17 protein-coding genes are annotated in these 20,839 nt (G+C 41.3%); 15 read left to right on the top strand and 2 right to left on the bottom strand.

The features are described 5' to 3' along the window. The first annotated feature begins 407 nt into the window (after positions 1–407). The 6 genes from KB197_RS09230 (at position 408) to KB197_RS09205 (ending at position 4,237) form a co-directional block, all read left to right on the top strand. Positions 408–1,274 carry an ABC transporter ATP-binding protein gene (locus KB197_RS09230; RefSeq protein WP_212573617.1) on the top strand — a complete coding sequence of 289 codons (867 nt, stop codon included), beginning with the start codon at positions 408–410 and terminating at the stop codon, positions 1,272–1,274. Continuing rightward, complete coding sequence (locus tag KB197_RS09225) at positions 1,274–2,116, top strand: ABC transporter permease (RefSeq protein WP_084947813.1); 843 nt, start codon at positions 1,274–1,276, stop codon at positions 2,114–2,116. The genes KB197_RS09230 and KB197_RS09225 overlap by 1 nt, the downstream gene beginning before the upstream one ends. Positions 2,117–2,134: 18 nt before the next feature. Continuing rightward, positions 2,135–2,590 carry a LytTR family DNA-binding domain-containing protein gene (locus KB197_RS09220; RefSeq protein WP_000701930.1) on the top strand — a complete coding sequence of 152 codons (456 nt, stop codon included), beginning with the start codon at positions 2,135–2,137 and terminating at the stop codon, positions 2,588–2,590. A gap of 9 nt (positions 2,591–2,599) precedes the next feature. Further along, on the top strand, positions 2,600–3,019 hold the full coding sequence (locus tag KB197_RS09215; protein ID WP_020902698.1) for a DUF3021 domain-containing protein: 420 nt from the start codon (positions 2,600–2,602) through the stop codon (positions 3,017–3,019). 94 nt (positions 3,020–3,113) lie between these two features. Beyond that, entirely contained in the window at positions 3,114–3,809 is a 696-nt protein-coding gene (locus tag KB197_RS09210; RefSeq protein WP_049499490.1) for a GNAT family N-acetyltransferase, read from the top strand. Positions 3,810–3,820: 11 nt separating this feature from the next. Continuing rightward, positions 3,821–4,237 carry a GNAT family N-acetyltransferase gene (locus KB197_RS09205; protein WP_212573616.1) on the top strand — a complete coding sequence of 139 codons (417 nt, stop codon included), beginning with the start codon at positions 3,821–3,823 and terminating at the stop codon, positions 4,235–4,237. A 723-nt stretch (positions 4,238–4,960) separates the two neighbouring features. On the opposite strand, the gene KB197_RS09200 is transcribed toward KB197_RS09205, so the two are convergent. Continuing rightward, positions 4,961–5,053, bottom strand: coding sequence for a type I toxin-antitoxin system Fst family toxin (locus KB197_RS09200; protein WP_004255195.1), 93 nt, complete (start codon positions 5,051–5,053; stop codon positions 4,961–4,963). A gap of 133 nt (positions 5,054–5,186) precedes the next feature. Between KB197_RS09200 and ruvB the strand changes: the two genes are divergently transcribed. From ruvB to KB197_RS09155, 9 genes are all read left to right on the top strand, one after another. After that, positions 5,187–6,185: a Holliday junction branch migration DNA helicase RuvB gene (gene ruvB, locus KB197_RS09195; RefSeq protein ID WP_025169652.1), complete on the top strand. Its 999-nt coding sequence runs from the start codon at positions 5,187–5,189 to the stop codon at positions 6,183–6,185. Continuing rightward, a complete protein-coding gene (locus KB197_RS09190; RefSeq protein WP_101782134.1) occupies positions 6,166–6,738 on the top strand; it encodes a nucleotidyltransferase family protein in 573 nt (190 codons plus the stop codon). Before ruvB ends, KB197_RS09190 begins: the two co-directional genes overlap by 20 nt. Positions 6,739–7,075: 337 nt before the next feature. After that, entirely contained in the window at positions 7,076–7,834 is a 759-nt protein-coding gene (locus KB197_RS09185) for an isoprenyl transferase (RefSeq protein WP_000466719.1), read from the top strand. Positions 7,835–7,842: 8 nt separating this feature from the next. Further along, on the top strand, positions 7,843–8,646 hold the full coding sequence (locus KB197_RS09180) for a phosphatidate cytidylyltransferase (protein WP_000189852.1): 804 nt from the start codon (positions 7,843–7,845) through the stop codon (positions 8,644–8,646). Positions 8,647–8,667: 21 nt separating this feature from the next. Beyond that, positions 8,668–9,927, top strand: coding sequence for an RIP metalloprotease RseP (gene rseP / locus KB197_RS09175; RefSeq protein ID WP_004255204.1), 1,260 nt, complete (start codon positions 8,668–8,670; stop codon positions 9,925–9,927). Positions 9,928–9,939: 12 nt separating this feature from the next. Then, on the top strand, positions 9,940–11,793 hold the full coding sequence (locus KB197_RS09170; protein WP_212573615.1) for a proline--tRNA ligase: 1,854 nt from the start codon (positions 9,940–9,942) through the stop codon (positions 11,791–11,793). Between the two features lie 98 nt (positions 11,794–11,891). Beyond that, positions 11,892–13,271, top strand: a complete 1,380-nt coding sequence (gene bglA / locus KB197_RS09165) for a 6-phospho-beta-glucosidase (protein WP_212573614.1) — start codon at positions 11,892–11,894, stop codon at positions 13,269–13,271. Positions 13,272–13,462: 191 nt separating this feature from the next. Beyond that, on the top strand, positions 13,463–15,271 hold the full coding sequence (gene glmS / locus KB197_RS09160) for a glutamine--fructose-6-phosphate transaminase (isomerizing) (protein WP_212573613.1): 1,809 nt from the start codon (positions 13,463–13,465) through the stop codon (positions 15,269–15,271). A gap of 224 nt (positions 15,272–15,495) precedes the next feature. Next, on the top strand, positions 15,496–16,545 hold the full coding sequence (locus KB197_RS09155) for an LLM class flavin-dependent oxidoreductase (protein ID WP_212573612.1): 1,050 nt from the start codon (positions 15,496–15,498) through the stop codon (positions 16,543–16,545). A gap of 99 nt (positions 16,546–16,644) precedes the next feature. On the opposite strand, the gene KB197_RS09150 is transcribed toward KB197_RS09155, so the two are convergent. Further along, complete coding sequence (locus KB197_RS09150) at positions 16,645–20,541, bottom strand: pullulanase (RefSeq protein WP_212573611.1); 3,897 nt, start codon at positions 20,539–20,541, stop codon at positions 16,645–16,647. Between the last annotated feature and the right edge of the window lie 298 nt (positions 20,542–20,839).

Raw genomic sequence — 20,839 nt, 5'->3', positions numbered from 1 at the left:
TTGGCTAATGGAAGTTTCAAATTCAGGACAATACTTACTTGCTTCAAATTCAATCATATCATATTCAGCAGTTTCATTTTGATAGAAGGGATTGTGTGTCATGATTTCTAGTTAATTTTTTATTGTTTGATTTGTCGAGAATAATACTACCGATTCTTGAATTTTTCGGCCAGATGCGATAAAACATCTCTTTTATAGCGCATATTTAAAAATATAATGTGTTCTTGTGAGTGTTTTTAAGCTTCATTTAGCAATTCGGTAGGAGAAAAATGGCTGTAGCCTTCTCTACTTTAACTTAACCCTAATCATCTCACCACTTAACCTCTCATTTTAACCACTTATCTCAAAAGTCGATTTTTCTTTCATACTTTTTGTTAAACTGATGAGGTAAAGAGGAGGAAATAAATATGATTTTACAAGCTAAACATTTGACTAAACGTTACGGCAATCATATGGCTGTTGACGATATTCAGTTAGAGTTTGAAAAAGGGAGTTTTAATGCTATTTTGGGTCCAAATGGTGCAGGAAAATCAACCACCATTTCCATGTTAATCGGTTTGAAAAAGCCTACAAAAGGTCAGATTCGATATGCGCCAAATACGAAAATCGGAGTTGTTTTTCAAGCTAGTGTACTGGATGAGATGTTGACGGTTAGAGAAAATCTTACGATTCGTGCTCAACAGTATAAGGAGATTGTAGCAAGTCGTGTGGATGATTTGATCCATCAACTGGGTTTGACTGCTTTCCAGAAGCAACTATATGGGACTTTGTCAGGTGGGCAAAAACGTAGGGTTGATATTGCGCGTGCTCTTCTTTCACAGCCAGATATTCTTTTCTTAGATGAACCAACGACAGGTCTAGATATTCAGACTCGCAAAGCCATTTGGGATTTACTGTCTCGACTACAAAAGGATGAAGGGATGACTATTATCTTAACGACTCATTATCTAGATGAAGCGGATGAAGCGGATCAAATTTATATCGTTGATCATGGGAAAGTGATTGCGCAAGGTTCTGCGACTGCTATTAAAAGTCAGTATGCTTCTAATATCCTAAAAATTCGTTTTAAAGAAATGAAGGATTTAGAAAAGTTGTTACAGACTGGAATGACAGTAGAGGAAGAAAATGAGTTGGAATATCTTTTTTATCCAAGGACGTCACAGGAAGCCATTGAATATTTGGCAAAAGTTCGAGAAGAAATTGATTCTTTTGAGTTTCGTCCGGGCACTATGGATGATGCCTTTATTGCACTTACAGGAAGAGAGGTTCGCTAATGTTAGCTTTATTGAAACGGAATTTTATCTTATATTTTCGTAATCGTTCAGGAGTATTTTTCTCATTATTGGGGGCATTGATTTCCTTCCTGCTTTATATCATTTTTTTGCAGAAGAACTTGACGGATGCTTGGACCCAACTCCCTGATAATACGAAGCTTTTAAATAACTGGCTGATGGGTGGGACCTTGGCTGTGACTGGGATTACAACCAGTTTTACGGCTCTTACACAAATGGTACAGGATCGTGAAAATCAAGTAGATCAAGATCTTTTCTTGACAGATTTAGGTAGCTGGGGCTTACAGGTGTCCTATCTAATCAGCAGTATTATCATTTCTTTTGTCATGCAGGTGTTTATGTTTGCTGTTATGAGCCTTTATTTTAGAGAAAGTCCAGTTATCAGTTATTTACCGGAAATTACTTTGATTATGCTGTTAAGCAGTCTGCTTTCAAGTGTGGTAAATATTCTTTTGATTTACCGTTTTCAATCTGTAGATAGTCTTGGCAAACTGGCAACTATAGTGGGGACTGCTTCTGGATTTTTGGTAGGAACTTATATCCCCATTGGAGTATTACCTGATTTTGCACAAATTATCATGAAGTGTACCCCTGCAACTTATATTGCTTCTCTCTATCGACAAATTTTAATGAAAGAGCGGTTAGAAACTGCATTTACAGGAAATAGCAGATTGTTAAAGGAATTTCAAGAAAAAATGGGAATCCAAATCAACTGGCAAGAACTATTGACAAAGGAAGAGACATACTTTATAGTGGTTATTATCAGTCTTGTCGCTATTTTTCTTTGGATTTTATTTGTTAAAGTGTTTAGCAAGAGAAAATAAAAGTATATTGGAGAGAAAATGAAGATTCGTTTTGAAATGAAGGCAGAGTTTTCAGAAAAGGACCCACATATTGTAATTCAGGCAGCTCAGTTAACCGACCAAGCGAGGGAAGTCATGGAGTATTTAGAACAATTTTCAACAACCAATCAGGTGGTCATTCCTATTCGAACGGATGATCATCTGGTTATGGTGAAAATTGAGGATCTTATTTTAGCAGATATCGATAAGAACTTGTTGACCATTTATACGGTAGACGGGATTTATAAAACTAAGGAAACATTGACAAACTTTCAGAATAGGATTAACCGACGGAACTTTATACAGATATCACGCCATTCAATTATAAACATTGACCACTTAGAATCGTTATCAGATAGTTTTTCAGGGAACATGATGGCTAAAATGACTCGGGGCATCAAATCTAGTGTGAGTCGGAAATACGTTAAGTCCTTAATGAATTATCTAGGTTTATAGGAGAAAATCATGAAACGATTAATTGATTATTTTGTATCGGGAATGCGTACGGCTTCCTTCTTTTATTTGAGTATGATGTTATTAGCTCAGTGTTATCCAGGTATTACCTATCCTGAACCAATGATAAAAAATATTCTAGCTCTGTTTTTAATGGGTGGAATTATGGGGGTATTGACTTTAATACTTGAAAAGCTAGAGTTTCTTGCTTTTAGTATACGTGTAGGAGTTCATTTATTAGTGACAGCTACTATTTTAGTATTGACCTCTCTATTTTTGGGCTGGGGTTCAGCCTTGTGGAGTCCCTTGCTTTGGTTCTTTTTCTTGTTAATTTATGGATTGATATGGTTGTATCAAATCTGGAAAAATCACAAACTCACCCAACGAATTAATCAAGCCTTAGAGGATAAAAGACAGAAAACGGGTCACTAATATAGTGTTGAGGATGAAGTTTGAAGACAGTGCCAGTTTCCAAAGAGAACAATTTGTGATATAGTATTTTCAGCGTAAAACAAGGAGAAGAAAGATGCCAGTAAACGAATATGGTCAAATGGTTGGGGAGTCAATGGAAGGTTATACACCAGGTGAATTGCCTTCTATTGATTTCTTAGAAGGGCGTTATGCTCGGATAGAGGCTCTCTCGGTAGAAAAACATGCGGAGGATTTGCTAGCTGTTTATGGCCTGGATACTCCTCGGGAGATGTGGACCTACCTTTTTCAGGAGCCAGTAGCAGATATGGAGGAGTTGGTTAGCCTTTTAAATCAGATGTTGGCTCGTAAGGACCGTTTTTACTATGCAATCATAGACAAGGCAACTGGTAAGGCTTTGGGAACTTTTTCTCTCATGCGCATTGACCAAAATAACCGAGTGATAGAAGTGGGAGCGGTCACTTTTTCTCCAGAGCTCAGGGGAACACGAATAGGGACAGAAGCTCACTATCTCTTGGCGCGCTATGTTTTTGAGGAGCTTAACTATCGTCGCTACGAATGGAAATGTGATTCTCTTAATCTGCCATCCAGACGAGCTGCGGAGCGTTTGGGATTTGTCTATGAAGGGACCTTCCGCCAGGCAGTCGTATATAAGGGGCGTACTCGTGATACGGATTGGTTGTCTATGATTGATAAGGACTGGCCCAAAGTCAAAGCTCGATTGGAAGCATGGTTGGCTCCTGAAAATTTTGATAAAAATGGACGACAGTACAAGAGCTTAAGAGAGCTTTAATAGGTGTTGACATGATCACTATTAAAAAGCAAGAAATTGTCAAGTTAGAGGATGTTTTGCATCTCTATCAGGCTGTCGGTTGGACAAATTATACCCATCAACCAGAGATGCTGGAGCAGGCCTTATCTCATTCATTAGCGATTTATGTGGCGCTTGATGATGATACTGTGGTGGGCTTGATTCGTTTGGTTGGAGATGGATTCTCATCAGTATTGGTTCAAGATTTAATCGTTTTACCTATCTATCAGCGTCAAGGGATTGGTAGTGCCCTAATGAAAGAGGCTTTAGAGGCTTACAAAGATGTCTATCAAGTCCAGCTGGTGACAGAACAGACAGAAAGAACCTTGAGATTCTATCGTTCTATGGGCTTTGAAATCTTATCCACCTATAATTGTATAGGGATGACTTGGATGAATCGAGAAAAATAATAAAATTTGTTTTTTATTAAGCAAAATTTAAGGATGGTCTAGTATTATATAGTCATTAAATAAAGACCTCCTAACTTTATTTAATGAAATCCTAAAACTTTTTTCATCATAATCTCCTAATGAAGCCACCCAATCAGGTGGCTTTTTTCGTGGATAGGTGATGGTGATAGATTTTTTTTGCAAAATAGTAAAATTTGAGAAAAGTTAAGCTAGTTTTAAGCTTTGTCTTGTATCATATAGTTATTAAATAAAGACCTCCTAACTTTATTTAATAAAATCCTAAACTTTTCTTTTTCATAATAATCTCCCTTAACTCCACCCAATCAGGTGGAGTTTTTTGGCTCTATTTCAGGATTTTGGGGACTATTCTAAAAATCATTTTCCGATATTTTTCGGATTTTGGTCGGGGAATTGGCGGGGACTTTTTTTAGCGAATATGACTAATAAATAGTTCTGTTGTCGCTTCAGCTACTTCAACCTTACTTTGAATTTAAGTGACTGTTAATTGAAGGACTAGAACTACTGTAATAATGCTCTTGGTTTTCAAGGAGTGAGTCATCATATTGTTGTACAGCGGTTAAAGCTTGAAAAGCCACGAATATAAACCTTTGAAAAATTTTGTGAACTATGGGATAATAAAAAGGAATTGAGTACTAGTTCTATATCATAGGCTAGAAATGGCCCCAAGCTCACGACCAAATAAGCTAGGGGTCTTTTTTGACACTATTTATCCTTGTTTAGCCATTTATCGACTAAGCGAAGAACGACACCGACCACAATTGGTCCGATGATAGTTTTGAGTACTAATCCCATCATGGGCTATCTCACCTCCTTTCGTAGGCGGTGTAGCAGTGCCGTAGAATGTTATACCACATAGGTGCTAAACTCTGGAGTCACCCAATCAGGTGGCTTTTTTGTTTGTGGCTTGGTTTTTTGATATAATAGAGCCATGAGTAGAATTTTAGATAATGAGATAATGGGGGACGAGGAGTTAGTAGAACGCACGCTCCGTCCTCAGTATTTACGTGAATATATTGGGCAGGATAAGGTCAAGGACCAGCTTCAAATCTTTATAGAAGCTGCCAAAATGCGGGATGAAGCGCTGGATCATGTGCTTTTATTTGGCCCTCCAGGCTTGGGAAAAACGACCATGGCTTTTGTTATTGCCAACGAACTAGGTGTCAATCTCAAGCAGACTTCGGGTCCAGTCATTGAAAAAGCCGGTGATTTGGTAGCGATTTTGAATGACTTAGAGCCTGGGGATGTTCTCTTTATTGATGAGATTCATCGTTTGCCAATGTCAGTGGAAGAGGTGCTTTATAGTGCCATGGAGGACTTCTACATTGATATCATGATTGGGGCTGGTGAAGGCAGTCGCAGTGTTCATTTGGAGTTGCCACCTTTCACTTTGATTGGTGCGACGACTCGGGCTGGTATGCTCTCAAATCCGCTACGGGCACGTTTTGGAATTACAGGTCACATGGAGTATTATGCCCATGCTGACTTGACGGAAATTGTTGAGCGGACGGCAGATATTTTTGAGATGGAAATCACTCATGAGGCAGCATCTGAATTAGCCCTACGTAGTCGTGGAACCCCTCGTATTGCCAATCGTCTCCTCAAACGCGTGCGCGATTTTGCCCAGATTATGGGGAATGGGGTTATCGATGATCTTATTACTGATAAGGCTTTGACTATGCTGGATGTTGACCATGAAGGTCTGGACTATGTGGACCAGAAAATCCTTCGCACCATGATTGAGATGTACGGTGGTGGTCCTGTTGGTCTAGGAACTCTTTCTGTTAACATAGCAGAAGAGCGTGAGACAGTTGAAGACATGTATGAGCCCTACTTGATTCAAAAAGGTTTTATCATGCGGACACGTTCTGGACGAGTGGCGACTGCTAAGGCATATGAGCATTTAGGGTATGAATATATTGAAAAATAAGGCTGAAATTTTAGACTCTTTCAGAGAAAATTCGGATATGATGGCTATTTTGACTATCATCCGAAACCTTGGTCTGAAAGATTCTTGGTTGGCAGCAGGTTCTGTCAGAAATTTTATCTGGAATCTCTTGTCAGAGAGACCAGCATTTGATCTTGAAACAGATGTAGATGTGATTTTCTTTGATCCGGATATTTCTTATGAGGAAACCTTGTTCCTAGAGAAAAAGTTGAGAGCGGATTTTCCTCAGTATCAGTGGGAATTGAAAAATCAGGTCTATATGCACCAGCACAGCCCTCATACTGCTCCCTATAGCAGCTCTTGTGATGCTATGAGTAAGTATCCAGAACGATGTACGGCTGTTGGACTGCGCTTGAATGAAAAATCCGTTTTGGAACTCTTTACTCCATACGGTTTGGAGGATATTTTGAATTTTCAAGTTCGTCCAACTCCTCATTTTTCAGAGAATCAAGACCGAATGGTTCTCTATCAAACACGATTATCCAAGAAAAATTGGCAGGAGAAATGGAAAAATTTGATTTTTAAAAATACTTAAGGAAACTTTAAGCTAGGAAGTGTATACTAAGTTCATAAGTTAAGAAGATCTTAACTTAAACTCCTAAAACTTTTTCATAATAATCTCCCTATAAAAAATTGAGTCGCCCAAGCAGGCGACTTATTTTTTTGAAAAATGGGCTTGGTGCCTGAGAATAATACTCAATGAAAATCAAAGAGCAAACTAGGAAGCTAGCCGCAGGCTGTACTTGAGTACGGCAAGGTGAAGCTGACGTGGTTTGAATTTGATTTTCGAAGAGTATAAATAGCTTAGTGATAGAAGAAAATAGGGAAATATGGTATAATGAAACGATAGATTTTTGAATAGGAATAAGATCATGTTTGGATTTTTTAAGAAAGATAAGGCTGTGGAAGTAGAGGTTCCGACACAGGTTCCTGCTCATATCGGCATCATCATGGATGGGAATGGCCGTTGGGCTAAAAAACGTATGCAACCGCGAGTCTTTGGACACAAGGCGGGTATGGAAGCATTGCAAACTGTGACCAAGGCAGCCAATAAACTGGGTGTTAAGGTTATTACGGTTTATGCTTTTTCTACAGAAAACTGGACCCGTCCAGATCAGGAAGTCAAGTTTATCATGAACTTGCCAGTAGAGTTTTATGACAATTATGTCCCTGAACTGCATGCGAATAATGTTAAGATTCAAATGATTGGGGAGACGGACCGACTGCCTAAGCAAACCTTTGAAGCTTTAACCAAGGCTGAGGAATTGACTAAGAACAATACAGGTTTGATTCTTAACTTTGCTCTTAACTATGGTGGACGTGCTGAGATTACGCAGGCGCTTAAGTTGATTTCCCAGGATGTTTTAGATGCCAAAATCAACCCAGGTGACATCACAGAGGAATTGATTGGCAACTATCTCTTTACCCAGCATTTGCCTAAGGACTTACGAGATCCGGACTTGATTATCCGTACTAGTGGAGAATTGCGTTTGAGTAATTTCCTTCCATGGCAAGGAGCCTACAGTGAGCTCTATTTTACGGACACCTTGTGGCCTGATTTTGACGAGGCGGCCTTGCAGGAAGCCATTCTTGCCTACAATCGTCGTCATCGCCGATTTGGAGGAGTTTAGGAGGAAATATGACACAGGATTTACAGAAAAGAACCTTGTTTGCAGGGATTGCCCTGGCTATTTTCCTACCAATTTTAATGATTGGGGGACTCTTGCTTCAGATAGCAATTGGAATCATAGCCATGCTAGCCATGCATGAACTTTTGAAGATGAGAGGTCTAGAGACCATGACGATGGAGGGCCTCTTGACCCTCTTTGCAACCTTTGCTTTGACCATTCCCTTGGAGAATTACCTGACTTTTTTACCAGTTGATGGGAATGTAGTTGCCTATAGTGTTTTGATTTCAATTATGTTAGGAACGACTGTTTTTAGCAAGTCCTATACGATTGAGGATGCTGTTTTCCCTCTTGCTATGAGCTTTTATGTGGGCTTTGGTTTTAATGCTCTATTAGATGCTAGAATTGCAGGTTTAGATAAGGCACTATTAGCCTTGTGTATTGTTTGGGCAACAGACAGTGGTGCCTATCTTGTTGGGATGAACTATGGTAAACGAAAACTAGCTCCGACAGTTTCTCCAAATAAAACCTTTGAGGGTGCCTTGGGTGGTATTTTAGGTGCGATTTTAGTAACCATCATCTTTATGATGTTTGACAGAACAGTTGCTCTTCCGTATGGAATTTACAAGATGTCCGTCTTTGCTATTTTCTTTAGCATTGCTGGACAATTTGGTGATTTACTAGAAAGTTCGATCAAGCGTCACTTTGGTGTCAAGGATTCTGGGAAATTTATCCCTGGACATGGTGGTGTTTTGGATCGTTTTGATAGTATGTTGCTTGTATTTCCAATCATGCACTTGTTTGGACTCTTTTAATCAAAAGACGGAGGAAATACTATGCTCGGAATTTTAACCTTTATTCTGGTTTTCGGGATTATTGTGGTAGTGCACGAGTTCGGACACTTCTACTTTGCCAAGAAATCAGGGATTCTAGTGCGTGAATTTGCCATTGGAATGGGCCCCAAAATCTTTGCTCACATTGGCAAGGATGGAACGGCCTATACCATTCGAATCTTGCCTCTGGGTGGCTATGTTCGCATGGCCGGTTGGGGTGATGATACAACTGAAATCAAGACAGGAACTCCTGTCAGTTTGACTCTTGCTGATGATGGTAAGGTTAAGCGCATCAATCTTTCTGGTAAAAAATTAGATCAAACAGCTCTTCCTATGCAGGTGACCCAGTTTGACTTTGAAGACAAGCTTTTTATCAAGGGTTTGGTTCTGGAAGAAGAAAAAACATTTGCAGTAGATCACGATGCAACGGTTGTGGAAGCAGATGGTACTGAGGTTCGGATTGCTCCCTTGGATGTTCAATATCAAAATGCAACTATCTGGGGCAAACTCATTACCAACTTTGCAGGACCTATGAATAACTTTATCTTAGGTGTCGTTGTTTTTTGGATTTTAATCTTCATGCAGGGTGGCGTCAGAGATGTTGATACTAACCAGTTCCATGTCATGCCCCAAGGGGCTTTGGCCAAGGTGGGAGTGCCAGAAACGGCACAAATTACCAAGATTGGCTCACATGAGATTAACAACTGGGAAAGCTTGATTCAGGCTGTGGAAACAGAAACCAAAGATAAGACGGCCCCGACTTTGGATGTGACTATTTCTGAAAAGGGGAGTGACAAACAAGTCACTGTTACACCCGAAGAAAGTCAAGGCCGTTACCTTCTAGGTGTTCAACCGGGGATTAAGTCAGATTTTGTATCCATGTTTGTAGGTGGTTTTACAACTGCTACTGACTCGGCCCTCCGAATTCTCTCAGAACTGAAAAATTTGATTTTCCAACCGGATTTGAACAAGCTGGGTGGACCTGTTGCTATCTTTAAGGCAAGTAGTGATGCCGCTAAAAATGGAATTGAGAATGTCTTGTACTTCTTGGCAGTGATTTCCATCAATATTGGGATTTTTAATCTTATTCCGATTCCAGCTCTGGATGGTGGTAAGATTGTGCTCAATATCCTGGAAGCCATCCGCCGCAAACCATTGAAACAAGAAATTGAAACCTATGTCACCTTGGCCGGAGTGGTCATCATGGTTGTCTTGATGATTGCTGTGACCTGGAATGACATCATGCGACTCTTTTTTAGATAATCGAGGAATATTATGAAACAAAGTAAAATGCCTATCCCAACGCTTCGCGAAATGCCAAGCGATGCTCAAGTTATCAGCCATGCTCTTATGTTGCGAGCTGGTTATGTTCGTCAAGTCTCAGCAGGTGTTTATTCATACCTACCACTTGCCAACCGTGTGATTGAAAAAGCTAAAAATATCATGCGTCAAGAATTCGACAAGATTGGTGCCGTTGAGATGTTAGCTCCAGCCCTTCTCAGTGCAGAATTGTGGCGCGAATCAGGCCGTTATGAAACTTATGGTGAGGACCTTTACAAACTAAAAAACCGTGAAAAATCAGACTTTATCCTAGGTCCAACTCACGAAGAAACCTTTACAGCTATTGTCCGTGATTCTGTTAAGTCTTACAAGCAATTGCCACTCAACCTTTACCAAATCCAGCCTAAGTATCGTGATGAAAAACGCCCACGTAATGGACTACTCCGTACACGTGAGTTTATCATGAAAGATGCTTACAGTTTCCACGCTAACTATGATAGCTTGGACAGTGTTTACGATGAGTACAAGGCTGCTTATGAGCGTATTTTTACTCGTAGTGGTTTAGACTTCAAGGCTATCATTGGTGACGGTGGAGCCATGGGTGGTAAGGACAGCCAAGAATTTATGGCCATTACACCTGCTCGTACAGACCTTGACCGCTGGGTTGTCTTGGACAAGTCAGTTGCCTCATTTGACGAAATTCCTGCAGAAGTGCAAGAAGAAATCAAGGCAGAATTGCTTAAATGGATGGTTTCTGGTGAAGATACCATTGCTTACTCAAGTGAATCTAGCTATGCGGCTAACTTGGAAATGGCAACAAATGAGTACAAACCAAGCAACCGTGTTGTCGCTGAAGAAGAAGTGACTCGTGTTGCAACTCCAGATGTTAAATCAATTGATGAAGTTGCAGCCTTCCTCAATGTTCCAGAAGAACAAACAATTAAAACTCTCTTCTACATGGCAGATGGTGAGCTTGTTGCAGCCCTTCTAGTTGGAAATGACCAACTCAACGAAGTCAAGTTGAAAAACCACTTGGGAGCAGATTTCTTCGACGTTGCTAGCGAAGAAGAAGTGGCGAATGTTGTTCAAGCAGGATTTGGTTCACTTGGACCAGTTGGTTTGCCAGAGAATATTAAAATTATTGCAGATCGTAAGGTGCAAGATGTCCATAATGCAGTTGTGGGTGCTAACGAAGATGGCTACCACTTGACTGGTGTGAATCCAGGTCGTGATTTTACTGCAGAATATGTGGATATCCGTGAAGTTCGTGAGGGTGAAATTTCTCCAGACGGACAAGGTGTCCTTAACTTTGCGCGTGGTATCGAAATTGGTCACATCTTCAAACTCGGCACTCGCTATTCAGCAAGTATGGGAGCAGATGTTTTGGACGAAAATGGCCGTGCTGTGCCAATTATCATGGGATGTTACGGTATCGGTGTCAGCCGTCTCCTTTCAGCAGTGATGGAGCAACACGCTCGCCTCTTTGTTAACAAAACGCCAAAAGGTGAATACCGTTACGCTTGGGGAATCAACTTCCCTAAAGAATTGGCACCATTTGATGTGCACTTGATCACTGTCAATGTCAAGGATGATGAAGCGCAAGCCTTGACAGAAAAACTTGAAGTAAGCTTGATGGGAGCTGGTTACGAAGTCTTGACAGATGACCGTAACGAACGTGTCGGAGTCAAATTTAGCGACAGCGACTTGATTGGATTGCCAATCCGTATCACTGTTGGTAAAAAAGCAGCCGATGGCATCGTAGAAGTGAAGATTAAAGCAACTGGTGACACCATCGAAGTTCATGCAGATAACTTGCTTGAAACGCTTGAAATCCTCAGCAAGAAATAAAAACTATAATCAGAAGAAAAACAAGGAAAAAATGTAACTAGTTTTTACCTTGTTTTTTCTGTATAATGGGAAAAATGAGTAGATAAAGAGGTAAATGTATGCTAAGATTTCCAAAGGATTTTGTCTGGGGATCCTCTACTTCTGGACCACAAACAGAAGGACGTGTAGCTGGTGACGTTAAGGGAGATAATCTCTGGGATTATTGGTACCAAGTGGAGCCAAATCGTTACTATAATGGGATTGGTCCAGATAAAACATCAACCTTTTATACAAATTGGGAGCAGGATATCGAGCTCTTATTGAAAACTGGTCACACGGCCTTTCGGACTTCTATTCAGTGGTCACGGATTTTTCCACAAGGGCGTGGGGAAGTCAATCCTCAGGGTGTAGACTTTTACCGTAAGGTTTTTGAGGCTATTAAGACCAAAGGGATTCGTCTTTTAGTCAATCTTTATCATTTTGATTTGCCTTTTGCCCTTCAAGAGGATGGTGATGGTTGGGAAAATAAGGCGACTGTCTCAGCCTATGAAGACTATGCTCGTTTTTGTTTTAAGACTTATGGAGATTTAGTGGATCAATGGATTACCTTTAACGAGCCCATCGTTCCTGTAGAATTTGGCTATTTTTACGATGCTCATTATCCACATAAGGTGGATGCAGAGGCGGCAGTTAAAGTAGCCTATCATACACAATTGGCTAGCAGCCGGGCGGTCAAGGCCTTCCATGAACTCTTGCCTGATTCCAAGATTGGGATTGTCTTAAACTTGACACCGGCTTATCCACGTAGCCAGCATCCTGCTGATGTCAAGGCTGCTCGTATTGCGGACCTTTTTCAGACCCAATCTTTCTTAGATCCGTCTGTTTTGGGGACTTATCCACAGGAGTTGGTAGAAATCTTACATGAATACGGTCTCTTGCCTGATGCTACAGAGGATGAGTTGAAGCTCATTCGTGACAATACAGTGGACTTCCTTGGTGTCAACTACTATCAACCTTTGCGTGTTATGGCTCCTCGATTTGCTAAACATCCAGAGAGTCCACTCTTACCAGAGCATTTTTACGAGCCTTATGTGATGCCTGGGCGTAAAATCAATCCTCATCGTGGCTGGGAGATTTATGAGCAAGGGATTTATGACATTGCCCAAAATATCAAGGAAAATTATGGTAATATCGAGTGGATGTTGACAGAGAATGGCATGGGTGTTGAAGGGGAAGAAAAATTCCGTCAAGATGGAATGATTCAAGATGATTACCGTATTGACTTTGTAAAAGGTCATCTTCGTGAACTGCACCGTGCTATTGAAGATGGGGCCAATTGTAAGGGCTACTTAATTTGGACCTTTATCGATTGCTGGTCATGGCTCAACAGCTATAAAAATCGCTATGGTTTAGTCGAATTAGACTTGGAAACGCAAGAACGTCGTCTGAAGAAATCAGGGCACTGGTTCAAGGAACTAAGTGATAATAATGGATTTTAAAAAGGACTCTGACTGATTATCCTAATTGGTCAGAGTTTTTTGCTTACAGGAGCGTAATTTGAACTATACCAATTTTTACTCTTGACAAGTTAAAGAAACAAGTATATACTGTTTTTGCTGATTCTATAAAAGAGGAATTAGACTATACCAATTTTAAGGAGAAAGCACAGCTGGTCTGTGTCGTATATACTATGTGTGGAATTGTTGGTGTTGTTGGAAACACAAATGCAACTGATATTTTGATTCAAGGACTTGAAAAGCTCGAATACCGTGGCTATGATTCTGCGGGAATTTTTGTCCTAGGTGGTGCTGAAAATCACCTAGTCAAAGCTGTAGGTCGTATTGCAGAATTGTCTGCCAAGACAGCTGGTGTTGAGGGAACAACGGGTATCGGACATACTCGTTGGGCGACTCACGGAAAACCAACTGAAGACAATGCCCACCCACACCGCTCTGAGACAGAACGTTTTGTCTTGGTGCACAATGGGGTGATTGAGAACTACCTTGAAATCAAGCAAGAATACCTTGCAGGTCACCACTTTAAGGGGCAAACAGATACTGAAATCGCCGTTCACTTGATTGGAAAATTTGCGGAAGAAGATGGCTTGTCAGTTCTTGAAGCCTTCAAAAAAGCCCTTCATATCATCCGTGGTTCTTATGCCTTTGCCTTGGTTGACTCACAAGACCCTGAAGTCATCTACGTGGCTAAAAATAAATCACCACTTTTGATTGGTCTTGGGGAAGGCTACAACATGGTCTGCTCAGATGCTATGGCTATGATTCGTGAGACCAACCAATACATGGAAATTCATGACCAAGAGTTGGTAATCGTCAAGGCTGATAGTGTGGAAGTTCAAGACTATGATGGCAACAGTCGTGAGCGTGCTAGCTACACTGCTGAACTTGACTTGTCTGATATCGGTAAGGGAACTTATCCTTACTACATGCTCAAGGAAATTGACGAGCAGCCAACAGTTATGCGTAAACTCATCCAAGCCTACACAGATGAGGCTGGTCAAGTAGTAGTAGACCCAGCTATCATCAAGGCTGTTCAAGACGCAGACCGTATCTACATCCTTGCAGCTGGAACATCTTACCACGCAGGATTTGCTTCTAAGAAGATGTTGGAAGAATTGACTGATACACCAGTGGAACTTGGAATCTCATCTGAGTGGGGCTACGGTATGCCACTTCTCAGCAAGAAACCACTCTTCATCTTTATCAGTCAGTCTGGTGAAACAGCGGATAGCCGTCAGGTTTTGGTTAAGGCTAATGAAATGGGTATCCCAAGCTTGACAGTGACAAACGTACCAGGCTCAACTCTTTCACGTGAAGCCAACCATACCATGCTCCTTCATGCAGGTCCTGAAATTGCCGTAGCATCAACCAAGGCCTATACAGCACAAATTGCAGCCCTTGCCTTCTTAGCAAAAGCAGTCGGTCAAGCAAATGGCAATGCTAAAGCGCAAGCCTTTGACCTAGTTCATGAGTTGTCAATCGTAGCTCAGTCTATCGAATCAACTCTTTCAGAAAAAGAATTGATTGATAGCAAGGTTCGTGAGCTTCTTGAAACAACTCGTAACGCTTTTTACATCGGACGTGGTCAAGATTACTATGTAGCCATGGAAGCAAGTCTCAAACTTAAAGAGATTTCTTACATCCAGTGTGAAGGCTTTGCGGCAGGAGAACTCAAGCACGGAACTATTGCCTTGATTGAAGAGGGAACGCCTGTCTTGGCTCTCTTGTCAGATCCGGTCCTTGCCAACCATACTCGTGGAAATATCCAAGAGGTGGCAGCCCGTGGTGCCAAAGTTCTCACTATTGCAGAAGAAAATGTTGCCAAAGATACAGACGATATCGTCCTTACGACTGTACACCCTTACCTCTCACCAATCTCAATGGTCGTACCAACACAATTGGTCGCTTACTTTGCAACTCTGCACCGTGGCCTTGATGTGGATAAACCACGTAACCTTGCTAAGTCAGTAACGGTAGAATAAGCTAAAAAAGTCTAGTTATCTAGGCTTTTTCTTGTGAGCAAATGGGTTGCTTGTACTCAAGATTCGTGTTATACTCTTCGAAAATCAAATTCAAACCACGTCAGCTTCACCTTGCCGTACTTAAGTACAGCCTGCGGCTAGCTTCCTAGTTTGCTCTTTGATTTTCATTGAGTGTTAGAATAATTTGTCAAAATGAAGGACCGAAATAGACAAGGAGAATCGCAATGGTAGAATTGGGAATTTCAACATTTGGGGAAACAACGGTGCTTGAGGGGACTGGGCAAACTTACAGTCATGCTGAACGTATTCGCCAGTTGGTGGCAGAGATTGAACTAGCTGACAAGGTTGGTTTGGATGTATATGGGATTGGTGAGCACCATCGAGCGGATTTTGCTATATCTGCACCAGAGATTGTCCTGGCAGCTGGGGCAGTTAATACCAAGAAAATCCGTTTGACCAGTGCAGTCAGCATTCTCTCAAGTATGGATCCGATTCGCTTGTTCCAACAGTATGCCACTATTGATGCTTTGTCAAATGGACGAGCGGAGATTATGGCTGGAAGGGGTTCTTTCACGGAATCTTTTCTCTTGTTTGGATATGATTTGAAAGACTACGAAGCCCTTTTTGATGAGAAATTAGACTTGCTCCAGTTAGTTAATGAAAAGACCAAGCTAGACTGGAAAGGGCGATTGACCCAAACAATCTCTGGCAAAGAAGTTTATCCTCGTCCAGTTCAGGACAAATTGCCCTTGTGGATAGCGACAGGTGGTCATGTCGAATCAACAGTGAAGATTGCTCGGGCAGGTCTACCGATTGTTTATGCTATTATTGGTGGCAATCCGCGTTATTTTAAAAAGTTGATTCAGGCTTATCGTGAGATTGGGAGCGAAGCGGGTCATGCCAGTCATGAACTAAAGGTTGGAGCCCATTCTTGGGGTTGGATTGTTGAAGATGGCGAGCAGGCTGTGAAAGATTATTTCCATCCGACCAAGCAAGTGGTGGATACTATTTCCAAAGACCGTCCACACTGGCATGAATTGAGTTATGAGCAATATTTGGAGCAAGTTGGGCCAAATGGTGCCATGTTTGTGGGCAATCCAGATCAAGTGGCAGAAAAATTGATTCGCATGATTGAGGATTTAGGATTGGACCGCTTCATGCTCCATCTACCGCTTGGTTCTATGCCTCATGAACAAGTCCTGAGAGCTATTGAACTTTTCGGAACGCAAGTGGCTCCAAAAGTACGGGCTTATTTTGCCATGAAAGAGGCTTAATAAAAAATCCTAATCAAGTTTATTGTGAAGAAAAATATTGTACAAAAATCAATCCCCCGAGCGTTAAGACTTGGGGGATTGTTCTATAGGAGGGCTAGTTTAGTTCTCTTTTTTGTTTTTTAGTAAGAACCCGAGACCTAGAAGTGCAAGGAGACTAATTCCTGCAAACAGGAGTTTGTGATCGTTTTTGGTTCCTGTATTTGGAAGTTCAGCTTGTTTAGCTAGAGGCGCAGGTATATTTTCCTTGCTAGGGTTTTCTACTGATTCGTTTTGAACAGCTTCACTTACAGATGATGCTTGTGCTTCTTGTGCTGGTTGTTCAGCTTGTGAATCAGCTGTAGCTTGGCTAGGTTTATTTTCTGCATCAGCTACTTTTGCATCTGGTTTTGCAGAATCAGGTTTAGTTTGTGGAGCTGGAGTTTGCTGTTCCGGTTTGACTACTCGGTTTGACATATTGTCTTGGATATTATATTGCCCTTGTTCTTGTTTTAAGCTAGAAAGGTCAAATTCTGGTTTTTCTTCCACAGCTGGGGCAACGATGGCACCGCCTTGAGAGATTCTAAGAACAGTAGCTGTAAGGGCATTTAATTTCAAGCCTTTTTCAGTCCATTCGAGTCCTTTCGGGTTGGCAATTCCTACTGGCCCTGCTTGGTTTTCATCTGCTAAAACTTCAGCATTTCTGAGGTGGGCAAAGGCAGTTCCCAAATTAAATTCGCGAGCTTTTTCGTCCGCATTGACAAAGACTGCGTAGATGTCTCCATTTGGAGCAGTGATTTGGTAGCCAATTACTACGTCCTCTTTTGCCACACCATTTTGGCCTGGGACAGTGATGAGGTGGACACGGTCTTTGATATCTTGGAGACTCTTAAGTCGGAAGGCATCTGTAGATTGACGAAGAGCAATCAACCCTTTCATATAGTCACGGCTCTTGACATTTTCAGGATATGCTTTTCCATCTGTAGCCTTAGTCCAGTCAAACTTGTTAATAGCATCACTCGAATCGTAAGAGTCATGGATGAAGTAAGGATAGTCAAATGGATTGCCGTCCTTATCACGCAACAAGTGAGATTTGTTTGGAACCTTATCCTCCGATACTGGAGTCTTGTAGGCTGGGTCACGGAATTGTTTAGTACGTCCGTATTCCTGACCAGAGTGGATAAACGGAGTTCCTTGAGATGTCAAGACCATGAGGTTTCCAAGTCGCAAACGACGGTGGATTTCAGCATAGTTCTCAGCCTTGCTTGGGTCTTTTTTGATAGACTGGGCGATGATGTCAAAGAGGGTCAAGTTATCATGGGCTGCGATGTATTGGATGACATCTCCAGGGCTGTCAGCTTCAAAGTTGGTTGGTTGAGCAATGATATTTTTGAAGATGGTGTTGATATCACGCTTGCCACCTGTGATAAAGGCAGGTTGACCTTCGTTTGGATAACCAGACTTGAGGTTGTTACGAATGTCATCTGAAAAGACAGCGACTGTATCGGTATGTTTCATCCAATCTTGGTCAGCAGCTTTAGTAGGCATGTTCTCATCACCTGCATAGGTTCTCCAACCTTCACCAAGCATGATTAAGTGTGGATTGAGGGCGCGTGCGGCCTTGTACGCTTCTTCAATAGAAGCTGCATCATGGTCTCCCATCATATCGAAGCGGAATCCATCCACTTTGTAGGTATCAACTAGATATTTGATAGAGTCAACTAGGAGTCGTTTGGTCATATGGTGGGTTGTCCCCAAGCGTCCACCACCAAAGCTAGTGCGAGGTGTCCCATCAGCATCCATAAAGTGGTAGTAGTTTGGCTCTAAATCTTCAAAGATATCGACCTTGGCTGTATGGTTATACACTACATCTAGGATAGCTCCCATACCACGTTTGTGGATCTCGTTGATGAGGTTTTTAAATTCTGCGATTCGTTTTTCTGGATTTTTAGGATCGCTTGAATACATACCAGTCAAGGAGAAGTAGTTTTGAGGATCATATCCCCAGTTATAGTTGCTGTTGCTTGAAGCATAGTCAGACAAGCGTTCATGGTTTTTCAATTCATTGACAAAGTAGTAAGACAATACTGGAAGGAGCTGGATGTGGGTTACCCCCAAGTCTTTGAGATAGTCTAGTTTTTCAATAAAGGCTTCAAAGGTACCAAATGGCTTAGTCAAATCTTTTGCGATGGCAGGATCTGAAGTGAAGTCACGCACATGAGCTTCATAGATGACAGCATCTTCGCGCGATTTGAAGTTGCGAATCTTACCATAAGTCAAGTCTTGAGGTCCTAGTTTGGCTGGATTTACAAAGGCAGCTTTAGCCACTTTATGGGCATCGTCAATCTTGGCATCGTCACTATTCCAAGCAGCGAGGGACTTAGCGTAAGGATCGAGTGCAAGAACAGTTTTACCCTGACGCTCGATTTGGTATTGATAATAGTATCCAGTGAAATCTGTGATGCCTAGTTTGTTTGTGCTATCTAGAGTTTGTCTCCAAGTTCCTCTTTCCCCTTTTTCAAGAGCGACAGTTCCAACCACTTTTTCAGGGTCATTCTTGTCGTATACGACGACAGAAACCTTATCAGCGCTTGGTGACCAAAGGGTTAAATCAACTTGTTTTCCTTCTTCTTTTAGGTCAGCTCCAAGTTTGCCATCATAACTGTAAGTCTCATCTTTCAGACGCCAGCTTGTTTTGGTAGTGAATTGGTCAGCGTTGTAGTTCACGGTATAAGGATGTTTTGTGTCCGAGAAATCTCCGCTGTAAGTCACTTTCTTACCGGCTTCGTCGATTGCAACATCGGTGATAGTTACCTTGTTTCCTAGGTGATTAGTGATGTTAGAGTGTTTGAGGATATCCTCTTTTTTAGCACCGACAAGTGTTGAAAAACTACTCTCAATGCTAGAAGTGCCTACGTGTTGGGCTCCTGTCATACGGATATCATGGACATAGTATGGATTTGTGTAAATCGATTCATCATCGTCTTTTAGGAAAATTTGGCTATGATTTTTTAAATCTGTGAACTTATAATCTTCTTTACGGATTTTCACATCGTCTCCTTGTTTGTTTCTGTCTAGTAATAAAAATCCAAGGTCTTTAGCTGCATCTTTGAGTGGAATATCGATATAGCGACCATATTTGCCTGTAGCCGTAAAGTCTGTTCCATTAGGCCATTCACCACTACTTGGCTCTTTCACATCTCCCCAGTACCAGAGAGACTTCTTGTCATAGTTGCCATCTGTGCGGTAGTAGTTGACACGAATAGTTCCTGCAGGCTGTGGTTCGTAAGAGAAAACCTTGTGTTCTTGGTCCAACCAAGCCTCATTCATCTTTGGTGCCAGTTTTTCTACTGATTTATCGCCGGTTAGATTTTTCCCAGCTGTATTATTGATGAGGAAGCTAATTTTCTTGGCTTGTTCTCCCTTTAATTTGACATCTAGGTAGTAGCCATAGTCATCTTTTTTGGCATCCTTAAAGGACAAGGCTCCGTTAGGCCAGTTTTCAGATGGTTTTTCAACATCGTCCCAAGTCCATAGTCCTTGAGCATCCTTGTTTTCTTCAGGAAGCTTTTTGACATGGATACGGAAGTAGTTGTCTTCTATTGGTTCTTCTGCCTTAGTTTCAGTCGTTACTGGACTCGTAGAAGTAGTTGGTTCACTTGAACGATCTTGTCCGGTTTGTGGGGCTGAATCGGCGGGAGTTGCAGCAGGAGTAGTTGGCTCTGTTGCAGGTTTTTCTTCTGTTTTCTTTAGGGAAGCGTTTGCACTATCGGGTGAAGAAAAATCGCTTTCGTTCTTGCCAGCGATGTTTGTTGCATCAGTAAGAGGTTGAGTAAGGGAGGTCGTATTTCTGTTGCTGGGTTCGTTAGTGGTTGGTGTATTTTCGTTTGCTGAGATAGTTGGTGTAGCCATGGCAAGCAGAATAAGGCTTGCTCCAATAAGGACAGAACCAGTTCCATTTTTGAGGGAACGGATGCTGTAAACCATTTTTTTCTCAGTTTGAGATGGTATTTTTCTCATAATGATTCTCCAATCAATAAATTTCTATCATCAGTATAGCACTTAGTAAAATAAGATGCAAGCGTTTTCCTAAAATTAAAATAAAAGAAAAAATCGCAACAAATTTTGTTACGATTAAGCCAGTATTTCTTATAGGAAAAGATTTTGTCAAAAAATCGTTAATCCCCTTGAAAAATCTAGCTAAATAGGGTATAATATGAATAATCATTTGTCGTAGGTTTTGTCTGAAATATTGTCCAGACAAGGCTCACAGCAGTTAAATCTTCTGAAGAAGTCAGATTTAGCTGCTCTTTTTGTG

The sequence above is a fragment of the Streptococcus sp. 11-4097 genome, assembly GCF_018215285.2.
GTDB lineage: Bacteria > Bacillota > Bacilli > Lactobacillales > Streptococcaceae > Streptococcus.
This window is presented reverse-complemented; position numbering and strand designations above follow the sequence as displayed.